Source organism: Mycobacterium sp. URHD0025 (assembly GCF_000426065.1).
Taxonomy (GTDB): Bacteria; Actinomycetota; Actinomycetes; order Mycobacteriales; family Mycobacteriaceae; genus Mycobacterium.
On record NZ_AUEQ01000009.1, the window covers coordinates 305,060 to 320,988 of the forward strand.

Sequence of the window (15,929 nt, forward strand, 5' to 3'; positions counted from 1 at the left end):
AGTTGCGCGGACCCGGCTCGGCGTTGTTGCATCGCGGTGTGGGTGAAGAGGTCAGCAACACCGAGTTCAGCCGCGCGCACCGGCAGGAATACCGGCGCAAGGTGCAGCTGTGCCTGGACGTGTTCGAAACCATGCTCGCGCAGTCGAGTTTCGAGTTCGAGCGTCCGCTGACCGGCATGGAGATCGAATGCAACCTCGTCGACAACGACTATCAGCCCGCGATGACCAACCGGGAGGTACTGGCGTCCATCGCGGATCCGGCCTATCAGACCGAATTGGGCGCCTACAACATCGAATTCAACGTCCCGCCGCGGCCGTTGCCCGGGCGCTCCGCGCTGGAGCTCGAGAATGAGGTGAGGCTCAGCCTCAACGCCGCCGAGATCAAGGCCAACGAGGACGGCGCGCACATCGTGATGGTGGGCATCCTGCCGACGCTGATGCCGGAGCATCTCTCGGACGGCTGGATGAGCGAGTCGACCCGGTACCAGGCACTCAACGATTCGATCTTCACCGCCCGCGGTGAGGACATGCCCATCGACATTTCCGGGCCGGAGCGTCTGAGCCTGCAATCGGCTTCGATTGCTCCGGAGTCCGCATGCACCAGCATGCAGTTGCACCTGCAGGTATCCCCCGCCGACTTCGCCCGCAACTGGAACGCCGCCCAGGTGCTCGCCGGCCCGCAGCTCGCGGTGGGCGCCAATTCGCCGTACTTCTTCGGTCATCAGCTGTGGGCCGAAACCCGCATCGAGCTGTTCACCCAGTCCACCGACACCCGTCCCGATGAGCTCAAGGCCCAGGGGGTGCGGCCACGGGTCTGGTTCGGCGAGCGCTGGATCACCTCGATCTTCGATCTGTTCGAGGAGAACGTGCGGTATTTCCCGTCACTGCTGCCCGAGCTGTCCGATGAGGATCCCGTCGCCGAACTCGCCGCGGGCCGGGCGCCACAGCTGGCCGAGCTGCGACTGCACAACGGGACCATCTACCGGTGGAACCGCCCGGTATACGACGTGGTCGAAGTGAACGGGGTCGGTGTCCCTCACCTCCGCGTGGAGAACCGGGTGCTGCCGGCCGGGCCGACGGTGGTGGACATGCTGGCCAATGCCGCGTTCTATTACGGGCTGCTGCGGACGCTGTCCGAGGAAGACCGGCCGCTGTGGACCAAGATGAGCTTCGCCGCGGCCCACCACAACTTCGTCGAGGGCGCCCAGCACGGTATGGACGCCCGGCTGTACTGGCCCGGTCTGGGCGAGGTGACGCCCGATGAGTTGGTGCTGCGTCAGCTGCTGCCGATGGCGCACGACGGGCTGCGCCGCTGGGGTGTGGCAGGGGAAGTGTGCGACCGATATCTGGGGGTCATCGAAGGTCGCGCGAAGACGGGACGAACCGGTGCGACCTGGCAGGTGGCAACCGTGCAGAAGCTGCAATCGCGGGGCTTGACCAGACCCAAGGCGTTGGCCGAGATGTTGCGACGATATGTGCAGCTGATGCACAGCAACGAGCCCGTCCACACGTGGGACTGACACGCGTACGTTGGAATCATGTCATCTGAACAGGTTCTGGACTGGGACGGCGCCTACAAGGGAGACGCGGGTTTCGAAGGTCCGCCACCGTGGAACATCGGTGAACCGCAGCCCGAGTTGGCGGCCCTGCACCGGGCCGGGAAATTCCGCAGCGACGTGCTCGACGCGGGCTGCGGGCACGCCGAATTGTCATTGACACTCGCTTCGGACGGCTACACCGTCGTCGGTCTGGACCTGAGTCCGACGGCGATCGCCGCAGCCAACAACGCCGCCCAGGTGCGGGGGCTGTCGACGGCCAGCTTCGCGCAGGCCGACATCACCTCGTTCACCGGTTACGACGGCCGGTTCAACACCGTGGTGGACTCGACCTTGTTCCACTCGCTGCCCGTCGAGGGCCGTGACGGCTACCTGAAGTCCATCCATCGGGCCTCCGCACCCGGCGCGAACTACTACGTGCTGGTGTTCGCCAAGGGCGCGTTCCCGGCCGAGTTGGAGACCAAGCCCAACGAGGTGTCGGAGGACGAGCTGCGGGCGGCGGTGTCGAAGTACTGGGAGGTCGACGACATCCGCCCGGCGTTCATCCACGCCAATGCCGTCGCGATGCCGGCTGATGTGCCGTTCGAATTGCCGGCGCACGACTACGACGACAAGGGCCGCATCAAGTTCCCGGCGTTCCTGCTCACTGCGCACAAGGCGGACTGACCCCTCAGAATGCTGGATCCTCCGGGTCCGGTGGCCGCGGCACAGGCGCGGCTGCCGGCCCGGCAGTAGTTCCTCTGGTTCGAATGAAACACACCCGGGTGCCGAATCGATTTGGCACCCGCCATGCGCGTCCGTATCCTGGTCGAATTCCTCGTATTCACCGGAGAAGGGACCCGTGTGACGACTCCGACCACCCTCGCACGAGACGCGGAACCGTTCTCCCCCGAAACGGTCGATGCCCGGGTGTCCTCCGTAGCCGCCAGCCTCAGGGCTCGGGTGTCCGAGCGCATCGCGAACATCGCTCTGCCCGTTGATGATCCATCGACCGTCATCGACGCCCTGTCAGGCGGGAAGCACCTGCGCGCCCGAACCCTTTTCCTCGTGGCGCACTCTTTCGGCACGCCCGATCCAGGGTTCGCCGCGGAAGCCGCCGTCGCTCTCGAGTTGCTCCACACCGCGTCGCTCGTCCACGACGACATCATCGACGGATCTCTGTTCCGCCGGGGACTGCCGTCACTGCACTCCGCCGCGGACGAGGCCACCGCGATCCTCATCGCAGATCTGCTCATCGCCGTCTCGTTCGAAACCGCAGCAGGCCTCGGCGAGCGCGCCGTCACCCCGCTCGCTCGTGCCTTCGGACAGCTCTGCCAGGGCCAGCTTCTCGAACCGGCGCTCGAATGGGGTGAGGAAGCCGGGCCCGAAATCAAGAATTACGCGACGCTCAAGACAGGCGCTCTCTTCGGAGCGGCCTTCGAGCTCGGTGCCATGGCAGCGTCCTGCGACCCCGCGCTCCAGGATCGCTTCCGAGAGTCGGGGCAGCGGCTCGGTCTCGCATTCCAACTCACCGACGACCTGCTCGATGTCAGAGACGACGCCCTGAACCTCGGCAAGGATCAGGGGGCCGATCTTCGCAACGGAGTTCCGACGCTGCCGTTGTGGAGTGCTTATCGTCATCTCGCCGATCTGGGTGAGACTCGTTCGGCCTCAGACCCATCGCTGCGCGACGTCCTGGCCGGCGAAGCGGGTTCGGATCGCACGTTGCGTTGCACCAAGAAGCGAATCGGCGGGCTGGTCGAGGAATTTCGGACGTTGCTGCCCCCGGCACAGCGACCCGAGACGCTCGACCTCACGGTGAAAACCGTCCTGGCCGATCTCGACCAATTCTCGAGCAAGGATTGCGGGTCCGACGTTCCGTGAAGCCCCGCCGTATCACCATCAAGGACGTCGCGCATGAAGCCGGCGTCTCCGTCGCCACAGCGTCAGAGTCGTTGAACGGAAAGGGACGCGTCGCCGCGGCCACCCGGCAGAACGTCATCGATGTCGCGAATCGGCTGGGGTACACGGCAAACCGGATCGCCAAGAGCCTGAATGCGGGCAGGACCGGCTCGCTCGTACTGACGGTCTCCCCCATGGCCGTCCAGTCGTCGACCACCGATCTGCAACCCGAATGGGACATCGAGTACTACTTCAGAGTCCTCAACGGGGCGAGCGCCGAGGCCTTCCAGCGAGGGTTCCTTCTGTCGATGCTCCCCTCCCACTTGTCCTCGGAGGCGTTCCTCTCGGCAGCTGACGGCCTCATCGTCGTCGACCCGAGCGATGACGATGAGCTGCTCGCACAAGTCGCTCGCACCGGCTTGGCCTGCGCCACGATCGGCCGGAACTCCGGCGAGTTCAGCTGGGTGGACAACGACTTCTCCACGGGCACGATGACGGCTCTGGCTCATCTGAACGCGGTTCGCAGTTCGCGCACGGCGCTGTTCCTGAGCGAGACGAGTTCTTCCTATGTGCGAGACGAGCTCTCGGCGTATCTCGATTGGTGTTCGACCGTCTCACTCGACCCGATCATCATCCGCTCGCCCGGTCCCCGTGTGGACGAGGCCGAACCGGTGATCCGGGCCGCGCTCGCCTCGCCGGATCGCCGTTTCGACGCAGTGCTGGCCACGCTCGACACCCTCGCATTCGCGACCGAGCGCAGCGCGCACATGCTGAAGCTGTCCGTCCCCGAAGATCTTCAGGTGGTCAGTCTCACGGACAGCCGCTACCTCGACTACGGCCTGCAGAAACCGATCACCGCACTCGATCTCCACCCCGTTCGGCTGGGCCAGGTCGCAGTCGAACTGCTTGTTGCGACGCTCGACGGGGAGACCGGGCGCCGGCGCGAGCTCGTGGACACATCGCTGACCGTCCGAGAGTCGACGCTCGCGGATTGACGGCTCCTCACACGGTCTCCGCGCTGGCGCTGTAGCTTCGCGGTGTCTCGAAGCCAGGCTCGCGCTCCGTTTCGTCGTCGGCCGACTCGTCACGCTCGAAGAGCACGATCGTCTGCCCCGTCGAAGCCGCGTGCAATCTCCTTCGATGCACCCAGTTCTCCACGACGACGCCGAGCAGTCCGACCGCCAGAGCCCCGATGATCGTCGACCAGTCGCTGGCCCAGCCACCGCCGGTCTCTCGCGGCCACGCCACGTTGGTGATCTGAAATACCAGCCACACAAGCGCAATCCAGCCAACGACGCGGCCCGCGCGCCCCAGGAAGAGGTCGGGCTCGTCTCTCCACTGACCGCGGACTCGCGCGATGGCCATGCCGAGGATCGGAAACAGGAACGAGATGAAGAAGCCCACCGAGGAGAAGGAGATCAGCGCCATCTGAATGCCCTCGCTCTGGAACGGGATGAAGAGCAGCACCGCGATGATCGCTGTGACGATCACCGCGTTCCGCGGCAGCCCGGTCGATCCGGAAAGGCTCGTGAGGGTACGGGCGAACGGCAGCTCGCCGTTGCGCGCTGTCGCCCAGACGATTCGAGAAACCGTGATCTGAATCGTCATGAGGCTCGCGGCGAATGCGATGACGAAAAGCGCAAGGACACCGCGGAACATCGGCGCGGGAAGTGCGCCGGCCATGATGGTGACGGCCGGATCCGCGGCGTTCTCGGGGTTCCTCAAGAAGTCCTCGCTCGGCACCGCGAGAGTGAACGCGAGCGTGCTGAACACCACGATGCTCATGATGGCGAAGAACGAGACCACCATCGCACGGGGCACGGCCCGCTTGGGGCGCTTGACTTCCTCGGCGATCGAGCTCGCACTCTCGAAGCCGATCGCGAAGTAACTCGAGAATGCGATGGCCATCACGAGCGGCGCCGAGAACAGCACCCCCTGGTGTTCGGGAAGTGTTGCCGGTGACAGGTACTCGAGGCCCTGATGGCGCTCGAACACGAGCAGCCAGATCGCCACCCCGACCGACCCGACCGCCTCGGCGACGATCACCGCGACCACGAGAATCTTGATGAAGACACGCCCAGCGAGATTCACCAGCGTGCTGAACGCGAGTATCGCGACCGCCAACCACGTGACGAGCCCGTGATCGACACCCGACAGACCGACGATGGGCGGGATCAGCACCGCCCCGGCGTAAGCGACTGCGGGAAGCGTGATCAGCAGTGTCCAGATGTAGGTCCACGACGCGAACCAACCGTAGCGAGATCCCAGAAGCCGACGAGACCACTGATAGATACCACCGGAGTCCGCCCACTTCGAGGCGAGCACGCCCAGCGTGAGCACTACGACGAACTGGCCGGCATAGAGGATGAGGCCGCCCCAGATGAACGCAGGCCCCGACGTTGCCAGCCCGACGCCGAGAACGCTGTAGACAGCAACGATCGGCGAGACGAACGCGAATGCGACGGACAGAGCGGAAAAGGTGGTGAACTCTCTTTTCATCACCATCGGCGCCTCGGCCATAGTGCTCCCTTGATCCACTGGGTGAGGAGGTGTAGCGGCGCTCACACTACGATGGCCGAAACGTTTTGACAAGACGAGTTAACCTGCCTTTTACGGCCGGATTGTTGGTCGAAACGATTCGAGAAACCCCGGCCCACCCGCCCGTCATGGATACTGGAGAGCATTATGAAGCCGCCAAAAACTCTGCGCCTCAGCGTGATTCAGGAAGCGCCCAGGTCACGGGATCTCGAACGCAACTTCTCCCGTGTCGAAGAGGGTATTGCCGCAGCAGGCGGAACAGACCTGGTGGTCTTCCCTGAGCTCTTTCTGCCTGGATACCAAACGACCGCCCTCGACGAGATCGCACTGCGGCTTGACGACCCCCGAATCACCGGACTCGCGGACCGCTGCCGTTCCACGGACACAGCCCTGCTGGCCGGATTCGTCGAACACGGCCCGGGTGGCTTTTTCGATGCCTACCTCGCCATCGACCGAGACGGCACGATCAAGGATCCCATTCGCAAAACGCACCTGTTCGGGACCGAACGCGAGGCGTTCCTCAGTGGTGACACACTCCAACCGGTCACCCTCTGCGACACCACGATCGGCGTCCTGAACTGCTTCGAGCTCGAGTTCCCCGAGGTGTCCCGCACCCTCGTCCTCCGCGGGGCCGGCCTTCTCGTGGCGGGGTCGGCGAACATGCATCCCTACGAGCGCGATCACGTCATCGCCAGCGCCTCTCGCGCTCTGGAGAATCGGGTCCCGCTGGCTTACGCGAACCGGGTCGGCGACGAGTCCGGGCACAGCTTTTGCGGATCGAGCCGGATCATCGACCGGGACGGCTCCGTGCTCGCCGCGCTCAACACCGTTGAGACCGGCAGCGTGACTGCCGAGGTGGAGGTCGGTATGCACAGCGAAGGCGTGGTCGACATGCTCGGTCAGCGCCGCCCCGAGCTCTACGAGTCGTAGAGGGAATCAGCGCTCACACACGTGTGCGGGCCCGGGCTCGCTCAGCCCGGACCCGCACACGTTCACATCGGGTCAGCCGACCTTTACCGGCGTGCGGGGCGCCCCCGCGTGGAATGCGAGTGCTTCCAGCACAACACGAGCGGCGATCAGCTGCGTCCGGGTCGAATGATCGTGCGCCGGAAGCGCCTCCGCGACGTCGATCCCGATCAACCCGGCCGACGAGATGCCCCGAATGATCTCCAGTGCCTCGCGCATGGTCATACCGCCCGGCGTCGGAGCGCAGGTTCCCGGCGCGTAGGCGGCGTCGAGCGCATCGACGTCGAAGGTCAGGTAGAAGCCCTCCTCGCCGACCCGCTCAAGGATCTGATCGATCACCCATGCCACACCGTGCTCCCAGATGTCCTCCAACCAGATGACACGGATGCCGTGGTCCCGGCAGTACTTCAACTCGGTCTTCGGGTTCATCCATCCACTGATGCCGACGAGCACCATCTTCGACGGGTCGTAGCCGTTGTCGACGGCGCGGGTGATGGTGCAGCAATGGTTCAGCTCTTCACCTCCGACATGCGGTGCAGCGTCGAGGTGCGTGTCGAACTGCACCCATCCCGGGCTCGTGCCCGGTCGTCTCGCGGCTTTGCCGACCGGAATGCTCACCGAATGGTCGCCGCCGAAGACCACGGGAATCGCTCCGCCCGCGACGATCTCGGCGATGTCGGCCTCTACCCGCTCGAAGGTCTTCACGGTGTTGCCGAGAGCGACTTTGCAGTCTCCACCGTCGGCCAGCGGCAGCTTCGCGAAGAGGTCGAAGTCGTAGGTCGCCTGGAAGTTCGTGAACTGGACCGAGGTCTCGCGGATCGCACGAGGGCCGTAGTTCGCCCCGCTCCGGCTGATCGTCGTCGCGTCGAACGGAAATCCGTAGACGACCGCCTTCGTTCCAGACGCCCTGATCACTTCGCGGTCGAGCTCGATACTCGGCACACCCATAAAAGTTCCGCTGTGGCCACCGTGCAGCAGCCCGCTCCACATCGTTTCGTCGAATGAGCCGGCGGTCACTTCACTCATGGTTACCTCACTTCACTTAACGCGAGCAGACGCTCGCACCTGGACTGGCGAACCGTCTGGGAGAGCCATCACCCCTGGCAACAGTTGCCGAAACGATTCGGCACCGACCGTAGCATCGGTTTCCACCGACGTCCAGGGCACGCTTGGCCCACAGCTGAGCAGCGTCGTGCCCCCAATGGAGCGAGCGTGCATCGAGGAACTGCGTCAGCGACTTACCGCCGCAGACGACACGTCGACTACGGAGCGTCGCGCAACACCCCGGCGAATTGCTCCAGGTCCTCGTCGGTGGTGTCGACATGCGGTGAAATTCGCAGCACCGGCTTGGTCATCTCGAACGGTGCGCGCGCCAGTTCGCATGCGGTGGTGACGATTCGGCGCTCGGCGATCAACCAAGCCCGCACTGCGGTCGGATCGGCACCATCGGTGGGTTCGAGTGTGGTGATCGCGGTCGGTTCATCCACAGGCTCCACGACCCGCCAACCCGGCACTCTGTCCAGAACCTCCCGCGCGGTGCGGCCCACCTCCGCGAGCGTGTCCTGGACCAAATCCGGTCCGGCCGCCAGGTGTTCGCCCAGGGCAACCGAGTAACCGATGCGCGTCGCGGCGTTGTGTTCACCGTGCTCGAAGCTCTGCAGCACCGTCACCGGCAGGTCCCACTCGGCGGGTGGCAGCCGCCGTCGCAGCCGGGCAGCCAGTTGCGGCCCCACTGCCAGGAAGCCCACGCCACGCGGGCCGGCCAACCATTTGCGCGACGACGAGTAGATCGCATCGGCGCCGACGTTGCAGTCCAGGTGCCCGAACGCCTGTGCGGCGTCGACCACGATCGGGACACCGGCCTCGCGGCACACCGCGACCATCTCGGTCAGAGGCTGGGCCACCCCGCGATGGCTGGCCAGTGCCGTGAAATGCACCAGCGCAGGCGGATCCGAGGCCAGCATGCGGGCCGCCTCATCGATGACGACCCGGCCATCCCCGTCAACCGGCAGGGCGCGCGTCCGAAAACCGTTGGCGGCCATGACTGCCAGGTTGGGCCCGAACTCGCCCGGCACACAGGCCAGCGTCCGCTCCCCCGGCCAACTGCCGAGCAGCAGATCGAGGGAATGGTTGGAGCCGGACGTATACACGACGTCGGACGCCTCGAGTCCGGTCAGTGCGGCGACCGCGGCCCGCCCGGCCTCCAGCACAGGGCCGGCTGCTTCCGCGGCCACGTATCCGCCGACTTCGGCTTCATGGCGCGAGTGCGCGGCGACGGCGTCGATTACCGCGAGACTCTGCCGCGAACACGCACCGCTGTCGAAATGCAGCCCCGCGGCTTTGGGGCGGGCATCGGCCCATTGCTGCGCGAGGTTCACTTCACCGCCAGGGAGACACCGAAGTCGCCGGCTTCATCGGTCCACCAGTGAGTTTGCCGCAGACCGGCTTTCGCGAGCTCCTCGGCCACGCCATCAGCCCGGAATTTGCACGACACCTCGGTCAGCATCTCCTCACCGGCGCCGAACGCGACGTCGAGATCCAGGCCGGCGATCCTGACCTGCTGCGGCGCCTCCGCCCGCAACCACATCTCGATCCGTTCCTCGTCGGCATTCCATTTCGCCACATGCTCGAACGCGTCGAGGTCGAAATCGGCATCGAGTTCGCGATTCACCACCGACAAGACATTGCGGTTGAACGCGGCGGTGACACCCGCGCCGTCGTCGTAGGCGCGAACCAACCGGCCGACATCCTTGACCAGATCGGTACCCAGAAGCACACTGTCGCCGGGCTGCAGGGTATCCGCCAGAGACCCGAGGAAATCCGCGCGCGGACCAGGCGTGAGATTGCCGATGGTCGAGCCGAGGAACGCCACCAAGCGGCGTCCCACCGATGGAATCTTGCCGAGGTGCTCCTCGAAATCCCCACATACCGCGTCGATTTCGATGCCCGGATATTCGCGGGCGATGGCGTCGCCCGCGGCGCGCAGTACACCGGCGTCGACGTCGAACGGGATGAACCGGCGTAACTGCCCGCCGTCGCGCATCGCGTCGAGCAGCATCCTGGTCTTCTCCGACGTGCCGCTGCCCAGTTCGACGAGCGTGTCGGCGTCGGCGGCAGCGATGATCTCGGCCGAACGGTCCCGCAAGATCCGCGCCTCGGTCCGGGTCGGGTAGTACTCGGGCAGCCTGGTGATCTGATCGAACAGGTCACTGCCGACCGAATCGTAGAACCACTTGGGCGGCAACATCTTCGGCGACTGGGACAGACCCTCGCGCACATCGCGGCGCAGTGCGGTGGCAGCGGAGTCGGCCGCCAGGTAGTTGGACAGGGTGAGCGTCATACCGAACCTTTCAGAGGGGTGAGCTCGACGTCGGAGCCGGCCACGGTGACCAGATGCCGGTCCGGAATATCGGCCCAGCCGGGATCGTCGTCGTAGGGTTCGCTGGCGAGCACGACACCGTCCGGCAGTCGCAGCATCGACAGGGTATCCCCCCAGGTGGTGGCCACCAGGCGAGAGCCGTTGGCGGCCAAGATGTTCAACCGGGCATTCGGATCCAGGGCGCCCACCTCGGCGATGGTGTCGCCCAACACGTCCATGCCACGCTGAAAGACCAGCGCGGCCAGTAACGCACTGTCCACAGTGGATTCGGCGACGGCACTCAACGGCAGCACAGCGCGGTCCACCACACCGTTATGCGACAACAGCCACCGACCATCGGTGAACGGCGCCGACGCCGACGGTTCGATCGGCATTCCGATGGTCGCCGAGCGTACCGCCGCGACCACGCACTCACTGCTCAGCGCCGGTGCCACCGAGGCGAACGAGGCGTCGCCCCACAGAGGCTTGTCGCTGCGCCACCGACGCGGTATCCCGCCGTCGAAAAAGCCTGCGCCCCAACCGTCGGCGTTCATGAGTCCGTGCTTCTGCCGGCGCGGCGCGTAGGACTGCACCAACAGGCCCTGCGGCGGGTCCAACACCAGCGAGGCGACGGATCGCGGCGCACCGAGCCAGCCCAGATGCCGGCACATCAGGTGACGTCCCAAGCCAGCCGCACGCCGGAGAAGATCTGACGCCGAATCGGATGGTCCCAGTTACGGAAGCTGGGCCTCAGAATGTTCGCGGATACCGCCCACGAGCCGCCGCGCAGGATCCGATAGTCACCGTCGAAGAACGGCTCGGTGTAGCGGTCGTACACCATCGGGGTGAAGCCGGGCCACGGCCGCAGCGGTGAAGAGGTCCACTCCCAGACATCGCCCAACATCTGCTCGACGCCGTAGGCCGACGCCCCGGCCGGATAGGCGCCCACCGGAGCGGGCCGACGTGCGTCACCCCCGAGGTTGGCCAGCGCTTCTGTGGGTTCGGTTGCGCCCCAGGGGAATCGGCGCCGGACACCGGACGCCGGATCCCAGGCGCAGGCTTTCTCCCATTCGACCTCGGTCGGCAGCCGGGCCCCTGCCCAGGCGGCGTAGGCCTCAGCTTCGAAGAAGCTGACGTGCTGGACCGGTTCGTCGGCCGGGATGGTCTCGACGTGGCCGAACCGCGTGCGGGTGCCGTCCGGCCCCCAGAACTCGGGCGCGGTCAGGCCCGCCTCCTGGCGATGCGCCCAACCACGCTCGGACCACCACCGAGACTGCTGATAGCCACCGTCATCGACGAACTGGCGCCATTCACCATTGGTGACCGGTACCCGCCCGATATAGAAGGACGCCACGTCCACCTCGTGCGCCGGACGCTCGTTGTCCAGCGAGTGCGGTTCGGTGAGTTCGTCCACGCCGAGCACGAACGGGCCGCCCGGGATCAGTACCGAGGTGCCGGCCAGCCCAGGCCGGCCGGCGGGTAGTGGACCGCCACGATCGAGCAGGGGTGGCCCGGAGCGCAGGTTCAGCGCCTGCAGCATGGTCTCGTCGTGCTGGTTCTCGTGGCTGATCACGAGCCCGAAGTTGAATCCCGGATCATCGGGATCGAGTGAGTCGAGGGCATCGAGCGCGCGCGACCTCACCGTCGCGCAGTAGGTGCGCGCGTCGGTCGGCGGCATCAGCGGAAGCGCGACGCGGCTGGCGCGCGAATGCACGAAAGCGTCGTAGAGCCGGTCCACCTCGGGATCGAGCAGGCCGGGACGGTCCGGATTGCCCGCACGCAGCAGCCACAGCTCCTCCTGCTGACCGATGTGGGCGAGATCCCAGACGAGCGGGCTCATCAACGGGCTGTACTGGCGGTGCAGTTCGGCATCGTCGAAATCGACCAGGCGCAGGGTACGTTCCCGCGCCCGGGTGAGCTGCTCCGCCAGCGTCTCGCGTGTGGTCAAAGCTCGCCCTTCACCAGTTGGCCCATCGCGGAAGCGATTCCATGACCCACCACCTGGTCGGCGAAATCGTCGGCCGGGCAGCGTCCCTCCTCGACCGAACGCATCAACAGCGCCATCGATTCCGTCAGCCCTGCCGGAGCCCTCTCCGCCGCGGCAGAAACGCATGTGATGGCCGCGTTCTGCAGCCGCCGATCGGTGAGCCCCGTCTGCGCCGCGCGATCCCACGCCGTGGCGACCGGGGCCGTCGCCTCGGTGGCGATGGCGGCGGCCCCCGGATCGTCGAGCAACGTGGTCAACACGAACACCACCGCGGGCCACAAGGCATCGGGCACGCTGTCGAGGTAACGGATCTCCAGCCAGCGTCGGGGCCGCACCGGCGGGAACAGCGTGGTGAGGTGGTACTCGAGGTCGGCTTCGGTGGGGCGGCGGCCGCCGAGCACTGCGCGCCCGTCGGCCCAGTCCGCGAACGGAACCCAGTTGGTCACGGGGACGGCATCGGGAGTGTTGACGAGCATTACCGGCGCCCTCAGCGCATACCGGGCCCAGTCGGTGGCCGGATCGTCGCTGTCGGCGCCCAGGATCGGCCCGCAGCGCGCGGAATCCAGCTGCCCCCATACGCGCTGCCGCGATGACTTCCAGCCGGTGAACCGCCCGCCCAGCATCGGCGAATTCGCGGTGATGGCGATCATCATCGGACCCAGGGCGTGTGCCAGGCGTACCCGCTGCGCCCAGCCCTCGCGCGGACCGGCGTCCAGGTTGACCTGAACCGAGGCGGTGGACGTCATCATGGCCGCACCCGCTTCGGCTGATCCACTGGCTGCGAAGAACTCCTCCATCGCCTGGTAGCGGGGCCCCGGGTTCACCCGCCGGGTGGGCCGCACCGGATCGGCGCCCAGCAGCACGAGGTCCAGACCGCGGCGTTCGAACTCCGCACGCAGCACCGCCCGATCGGCCAGCAGCGCGGTGATCGCGGCTGAGGGTCCCTCGGTCGGCGGGCCGGACAGCTCGACCGCGCCTCCGGGTTCGACAGTGATGCGGCTGCCACCGGGCAGTGCGGGCACCGAGGCGATGATTTCGGCGAGTTCTTCCCAGCCCGGGCGCCGAAACGGATCGTCGAGATCGAAACAGTGCGCCTCGATTTCCAGGCCCACCTGCCCGACGGGCCCATCATGCAGGCAGCGCGCTCCGATGAATGCCGCCGCGTGTTCGGCACTGGTGAACTCGACGGGAAGCGGCCGGGCCGCATCGGCCCTGACGGGTACGGCCAAAGTAACCACCCCTCCCGGTCCTCACCGGTGTCAGACCATTCGGTTGTGTTCCATCATCCAGATAGCACCGACATGTTCTACTGCCCCAGCGTGTTCTGCATCGCCCCGGCCAGGACGTTGACCGCCGGACCGGCGTTGCCGGACTGGCACACCTTGGCTTGCAGCAGCACGTTTTCCCGTTTGCGGGTGGTGTTGAAACAGCGGCGGTCCGTACCGGCCTCTTGTTTCACCCAGTCGGCGTTGGTGTCGCTCGCCGCGCCGCCGGTGAACGTCCACACCTGCGTGACGAAGTTGTCCAGGTGCATCGCGGTGGTCTGGCCCGAGCAGCCGTTGGTGCGGTCCACCACCCGATGGAACGCGCGATCCGCCGCCTCCGGGTTGGCGAACACGCCGACGGCCTGCTTGACGTAATGGGCCTGGTCGTCGGCCGCGGTCTGGGTGGTGGCTCCGTTGAACGAGGCGAGATCCGGGTCGCCGTACACCTCGGGCAGGCCGATGTCGGCCCAGTTGTTGCACACCGGGTTCTCGACCGAGAAAGCCTGGAAAGGGTTGGTGAACTGGGATTCCCATGTCATCGGGGCGCCGATGATGTTGCCCACCGAGCCTTTGGGCATGACGGCATAGGACACGACACCAGGATCCGAGGGGCGCGCACCGACAGGTGCGGCCAATGCCAGTGCGAGACCGGCCAGCCCGAAACCGACAGTCAGGGCACGCATGGCCTCGATCATGCCAGTCAGTGCACCGTCCGCGTGCAATAGGTCCGCGCCGGCGACGGGTACGGCCACGCGTAGTGCCCCGTGTCGGCGGGACAGGCCGAACCGTCGCGCACATCCAGTCGTTGCGTCACCTGCACCATCACCCCCGGGCGGCGTTCGGTACGCGCGGTGCAGTCGGCCAGCTCCACCATGCCCGCGGGCATCCCGAGCTCGTAGCAGTGATTGGCGACCAGGTTGGGCACCAGGCACAGCCGTGCGGTCGACGGATCGGCCATATCGGCCGGCAGGTGCTGATATTCGGCGCTCGGGCAGGTCCCGGCGCCATCCGCGACGGCACCGACGGTGTAGCTGGGGTCGACGGTGCAGGACACCTTGGCAGCCCGGGTCACGTCCGGGTTATCGGGTGTGGCGGCCGGGACGCTCACACAATCGCCGACCGCGAAGACCATGGCCGCGCCGCGCTCGGGCTCGGGATCGGTGCCCGTGCCGCAGCCGGCGGCCAGCACCGGCACTGCGAGCAGCGTGGCAACCAGAAGCCGATTGCGGGTCATGGTTAGCGAGAATCTCACGATTCCGGGTACTACAACCAGTGCTTGGAATTACCGGTCCGAAAAGCCAGGCGCCCCGGCCACAAGGGGAAGGTGGCCGGGGCGTCGTTGGGCTGCAGAGTGGTCTATCCGGGAGCGGAAGTCCGGCAATCCGCGCAGACTCCCCAGAACACGACCTCGGCTTCGTCAACCGCGAAGCCGGCCAGGTCAGAGGGCTCGAGGCACGGGGTCTGGCCCACGGCGCAATCGACATCGGCAACCACACCGCACACCCGGCAGACCAGGTGGTGATGGTTGTCGCCGGCGCGGGTCTCGTAGCGGGCCGACGAGCCGGCGGGTTCGATTCGACGAACCAGACCTGCATTGACGCAGGCCCGCAGGACGTCGTACACCGCCTGGGTCGACACCGCGCCGAGACTTTCGCGGGCCAGCCCGGCCACATCGTCCGCAGTCGAGTGCGGATGCTCGGCCAGCGCCTGGAGAACCGCGACCCGCGGTGCGGTCACGCGCAGCCCGGCAGCCCGCAACAGGGCCTTGGGGTCGTGTTCATGCACCGTGGTCACGGCTCTAGTATGCGCGCTCTTTGGAGTCAGTCCAAAAAGGCGGGCTGTGATTATGGTCGCGCAGGCGGTGCCGGTGTAGGCGAGGTCTCAGGGCGTTCCGGCCCGTTCCCTGGGCCATTCCCTGGGCCGTTGCCCGGGCCGGGCCCCCAGCCGGGACCTTCGGGCCCTCCCGGACCGAACGAGCCGGGGCCACCCGGGCCGAACGGCGGCATCATGCCGTGCGGCGGTCCCATCCGTCCCGGACCGCCATCCGGTCCGCCGCGGTGGAACACCATCATGCCGCCGCGGTCATGGCCGCCGCGGTGGTGATGTCCGTCGCCGCCGGCATGCGCGCCGAGGAAGAAACCGGTGCCGAAAACCACCGCGACGATGAATACGACGCCGGCGGCGATGCCCACCCAGGCGAGCGCTTGCATCAAGCGGCTCGGCTTGTTCTCGACGGGCTGGGCGGGTGGGGCGACCACGGTTGCCGGCGCTGTTGCGACGGGCTCCGATGCGGCCACTGGTTCGGTCGCAGGATCGGGGGGTGTTTCAGTCATGACACGAGCATGCGAGCACTGCTGAGGTGCCGATCAAGAATTGGC

At 66.6% G+C, this 15,929-nt stretch carries 16 protein-coding genes; 5 read left to right on the forward strand and 11 right to left on the reverse strand.

Features of this window, described 5'->3' with window-relative positions; genetic code table 11:
• Nucleotides 1-38: 38 nt before the first annotated feature.
• From H977_RS0114115 to H977_RS0114130, 4 genes are all read left to right on the forward strand, one after another.
• Complete coding sequence (locus tag H977_RS0114115) at nucleotides 39-1,520, forward strand: glutamate-cysteine ligase family protein (RefSeq protein WP_029108473.1); 1,482 nt, start codon at nucleotides 39-41, stop codon at nucleotides 1,518-1,520.
• Nucleotides 1,521-1,538: 18 nt separating this feature from the next.
• Nucleotides 1,539-2,222 carry a class I SAM-dependent methyltransferase gene (locus H977_RS0114120; RefSeq protein WP_029108474.1) on the forward strand — a complete coding sequence of 228 codons (684 nt, stop codon included), beginning with the start codon at nucleotides 1,539-1,541 and terminating at the stop codon, nucleotides 2,220-2,222.
• Nucleotides 2,223-2,399: 177 nt separating this feature from the next.
• Nucleotides 2,400-3,419 (forward strand): polyprenyl synthetase family protein, encoded by a 1,020-nt coding sequence (locus H977_RS34450; protein WP_196808238.1) that lies wholly within the window; start codon nucleotides 2,400-2,402, stop codon nucleotides 3,417-3,419.
• Nucleotides 3,416-4,432, forward strand: a complete 1,017-nt coding sequence (locus tag H977_RS0114130) for a LacI family DNA-binding transcriptional regulator (protein ID WP_029108475.1) — start codon at nucleotides 3,416-3,418, stop codon at nucleotides 4,430-4,432. Before H977_RS34450 ends, H977_RS0114130 begins: the two co-directional genes overlap by 4 nt.
• Before the next feature lie 7 nt (nucleotides 4,433-4,439).
• Here H977_RS0114130 and H977_RS33125 read toward each other — a convergent pair whose 3' ends face one another.
• Nucleotides 4,440-5,957 (reverse strand): APC family permease, encoded by a 1,518-nt coding sequence (locus H977_RS33125; protein ID WP_051288844.1) that lies wholly within the window; start codon nucleotides 5,955-5,957, stop codon nucleotides 4,440-4,442.
• A 165-nt stretch (nucleotides 5,958-6,122) separates the two neighbouring features.
• On the opposite strand from H977_RS33125, the gene H977_RS33130 reads away from it, so the two are divergent.
• A complete protein-coding gene (locus H977_RS33130; RefSeq protein ID WP_081681717.1) occupies nucleotides 6,123-6,905 on the forward strand; it encodes a carbon-nitrogen hydrolase family protein in 783 nt (260 codons plus the stop codon).
• Between the two features lie 72 nt (nucleotides 6,906-6,977).
• Here H977_RS33130 and speB read toward each other — a convergent pair whose 3' ends face one another.
• From speB to H977_RS0114190, 10 genes are all read right to left on the reverse strand, one after another.
• Nucleotides 6,978-7,967: an agmatinase gene (gene speB, locus H977_RS33135; protein ID WP_081681718.1), complete on the reverse strand. Its 990-nt coding sequence runs from the start codon at nucleotides 7,965-7,967 to the stop codon at nucleotides 6,978-6,980.
• Nucleotides 7,968-8,203: 236 nt separating this feature from the next.
• Nucleotides 8,204-9,319: an ergothioneine biosynthesis PLP-dependent enzyme EgtE gene (egtE, locus tag H977_RS0114150; RefSeq protein WP_029108476.1), complete on the reverse strand. Its 1,116-nt coding sequence runs from the start codon at nucleotides 9,317-9,319 to the stop codon at nucleotides 8,204-8,206.
• Nucleotides 9,316-10,281 (reverse strand): L-histidine N(alpha)-methyltransferase, encoded by a 966-nt coding sequence (gene egtD, locus H977_RS0114155; protein ID WP_029108477.1) that lies wholly within the window; start codon nucleotides 10,279-10,281, stop codon nucleotides 9,316-9,318. Before egtD ends, egtE begins: the two co-directional genes overlap by 4 nt.
• Nucleotides 10,278-10,970 carry an ergothioneine biosynthesis protein EgtC gene (gene egtC, locus H977_RS0114160; protein WP_029108478.1) on the reverse strand — a complete coding sequence of 231 codons (693 nt, stop codon included), beginning with the start codon at nucleotides 10,968-10,970 and terminating at the stop codon, nucleotides 10,278-10,280. The genes egtD and egtC overlap by 4 nt, the downstream gene beginning before the upstream one ends.
• A complete protein-coding gene (gene egtB, locus H977_RS0114165; protein ID WP_029108479.1) occupies nucleotides 10,970-12,247 on the reverse strand; it encodes an ergothioneine biosynthesis protein EgtB in 1,278 nt (425 codons plus the stop codon). The genes egtC and egtB overlap by 1 nt, the downstream gene beginning before the upstream one ends.
• Nucleotides 12,244-13,515, reverse strand: a complete 1,272-nt coding sequence (gene egtA, locus H977_RS0114170; RefSeq protein ID WP_029108480.1) for an ergothioneine biosynthesis glutamate--cysteine ligase EgtA — start codon at nucleotides 13,513-13,515, stop codon at nucleotides 12,244-12,246. The genes egtB and egtA overlap by 4 nt, the downstream gene beginning before the upstream one ends.
• Before the next feature lie 77 nt (nucleotides 13,516-13,592).
• Nucleotides 13,593-14,234, reverse strand: a complete 642-nt coding sequence (locus H977_RS0114175; RefSeq protein ID WP_196808239.1) for a sensor domain-containing protein — start codon at nucleotides 14,232-14,234, stop codon at nucleotides 13,593-13,595.
• A 17-nt stretch (nucleotides 14,235-14,251) separates the two neighbouring features.
• On the reverse strand, nucleotides 14,252-14,785 hold the full coding sequence (locus tag H977_RS0114180) for a hypothetical protein (protein ID WP_029108482.1): 534 nt from the start codon (nucleotides 14,783-14,785) through the stop codon (nucleotides 14,252-14,254).
• A gap of 122 nt (nucleotides 14,786-14,907) precedes the next feature.
• Nucleotides 14,908-15,345, reverse strand: a complete 438-nt coding sequence (locus H977_RS0114185; RefSeq protein ID WP_029108483.1) for a Fur family transcriptional regulator — start codon at nucleotides 15,343-15,345, stop codon at nucleotides 14,908-14,910.
• Nucleotides 15,346-15,395: 50 nt separating this feature from the next.
• Nucleotides 15,396-15,884 (reverse strand): hypothetical protein, encoded by a 489-nt coding sequence (locus H977_RS0114190; protein ID WP_029108484.1) that lies wholly within the window; start codon nucleotides 15,882-15,884, stop codon nucleotides 15,396-15,398.
• Between the last annotated feature and the right edge of the window lie 45 nt (nucleotides 15,885-15,929).

Coding starts and splice junctions, on each gene's coding strand:
- H977_RS0114180 (WP_029108482.1), bottom strand. CDS start 14,785: ATGACCCGCAATCGGCTTCTGGTTGCCACGCTGCTCGCAGTGCCGGTG.
- H977_RS0114120 (WP_029108474.1), top strand. CDS start 1,539: ATGTCATCTGAACAGGTTCTGGACTGGGACGGCGCCTACAAGGGAGAC.
- speB (WP_081681718.1), bottom strand. CDS start 7,967: ATGAGTGAAGTGACCGCCGGCTCATTCGACGAAACGATGTGGAGCGGG.
- egtD (WP_029108477.1), bottom strand. CDS start 10,281: ATGACGCTCACCCTGTCCAACTACCTGGCGGCCGACTCCGCTGCCACC.
- H977_RS0114190 (WP_029108484.1), bottom strand. CDS start 15,884: ATGACTGAAACACCCCCCGATCCTGCGACCGAACCAGTGGCCGCATCG.
- H977_RS0114175 (WP_196808239.1), bottom strand. CDS start 14,234: ATGCGTGCCCTGACTGTCGGTTTCGGGCTGGCCGGTCTCGCACTGGCA.
- H977_RS33125 (WP_051288844.1), bottom strand. CDS start 5,957: ATGGCCGAGGCGCCGATGGTGATGAAAAGAGAGTTCACCACCTTTTCC.
- H977_RS33130 (WP_081681717.1), top strand. CDS start 6,123: ATGAAGCCGCCAAAAACTCTGCGCCTCAGCGTGATTCAGGAAGCGCCC.
- egtC (WP_029108478.1), bottom strand. CDS start 10,970: ATGTGCCGGCATCTGGGCTGGCTCGGTGCGCCGCGATCCGTCGCCTCG.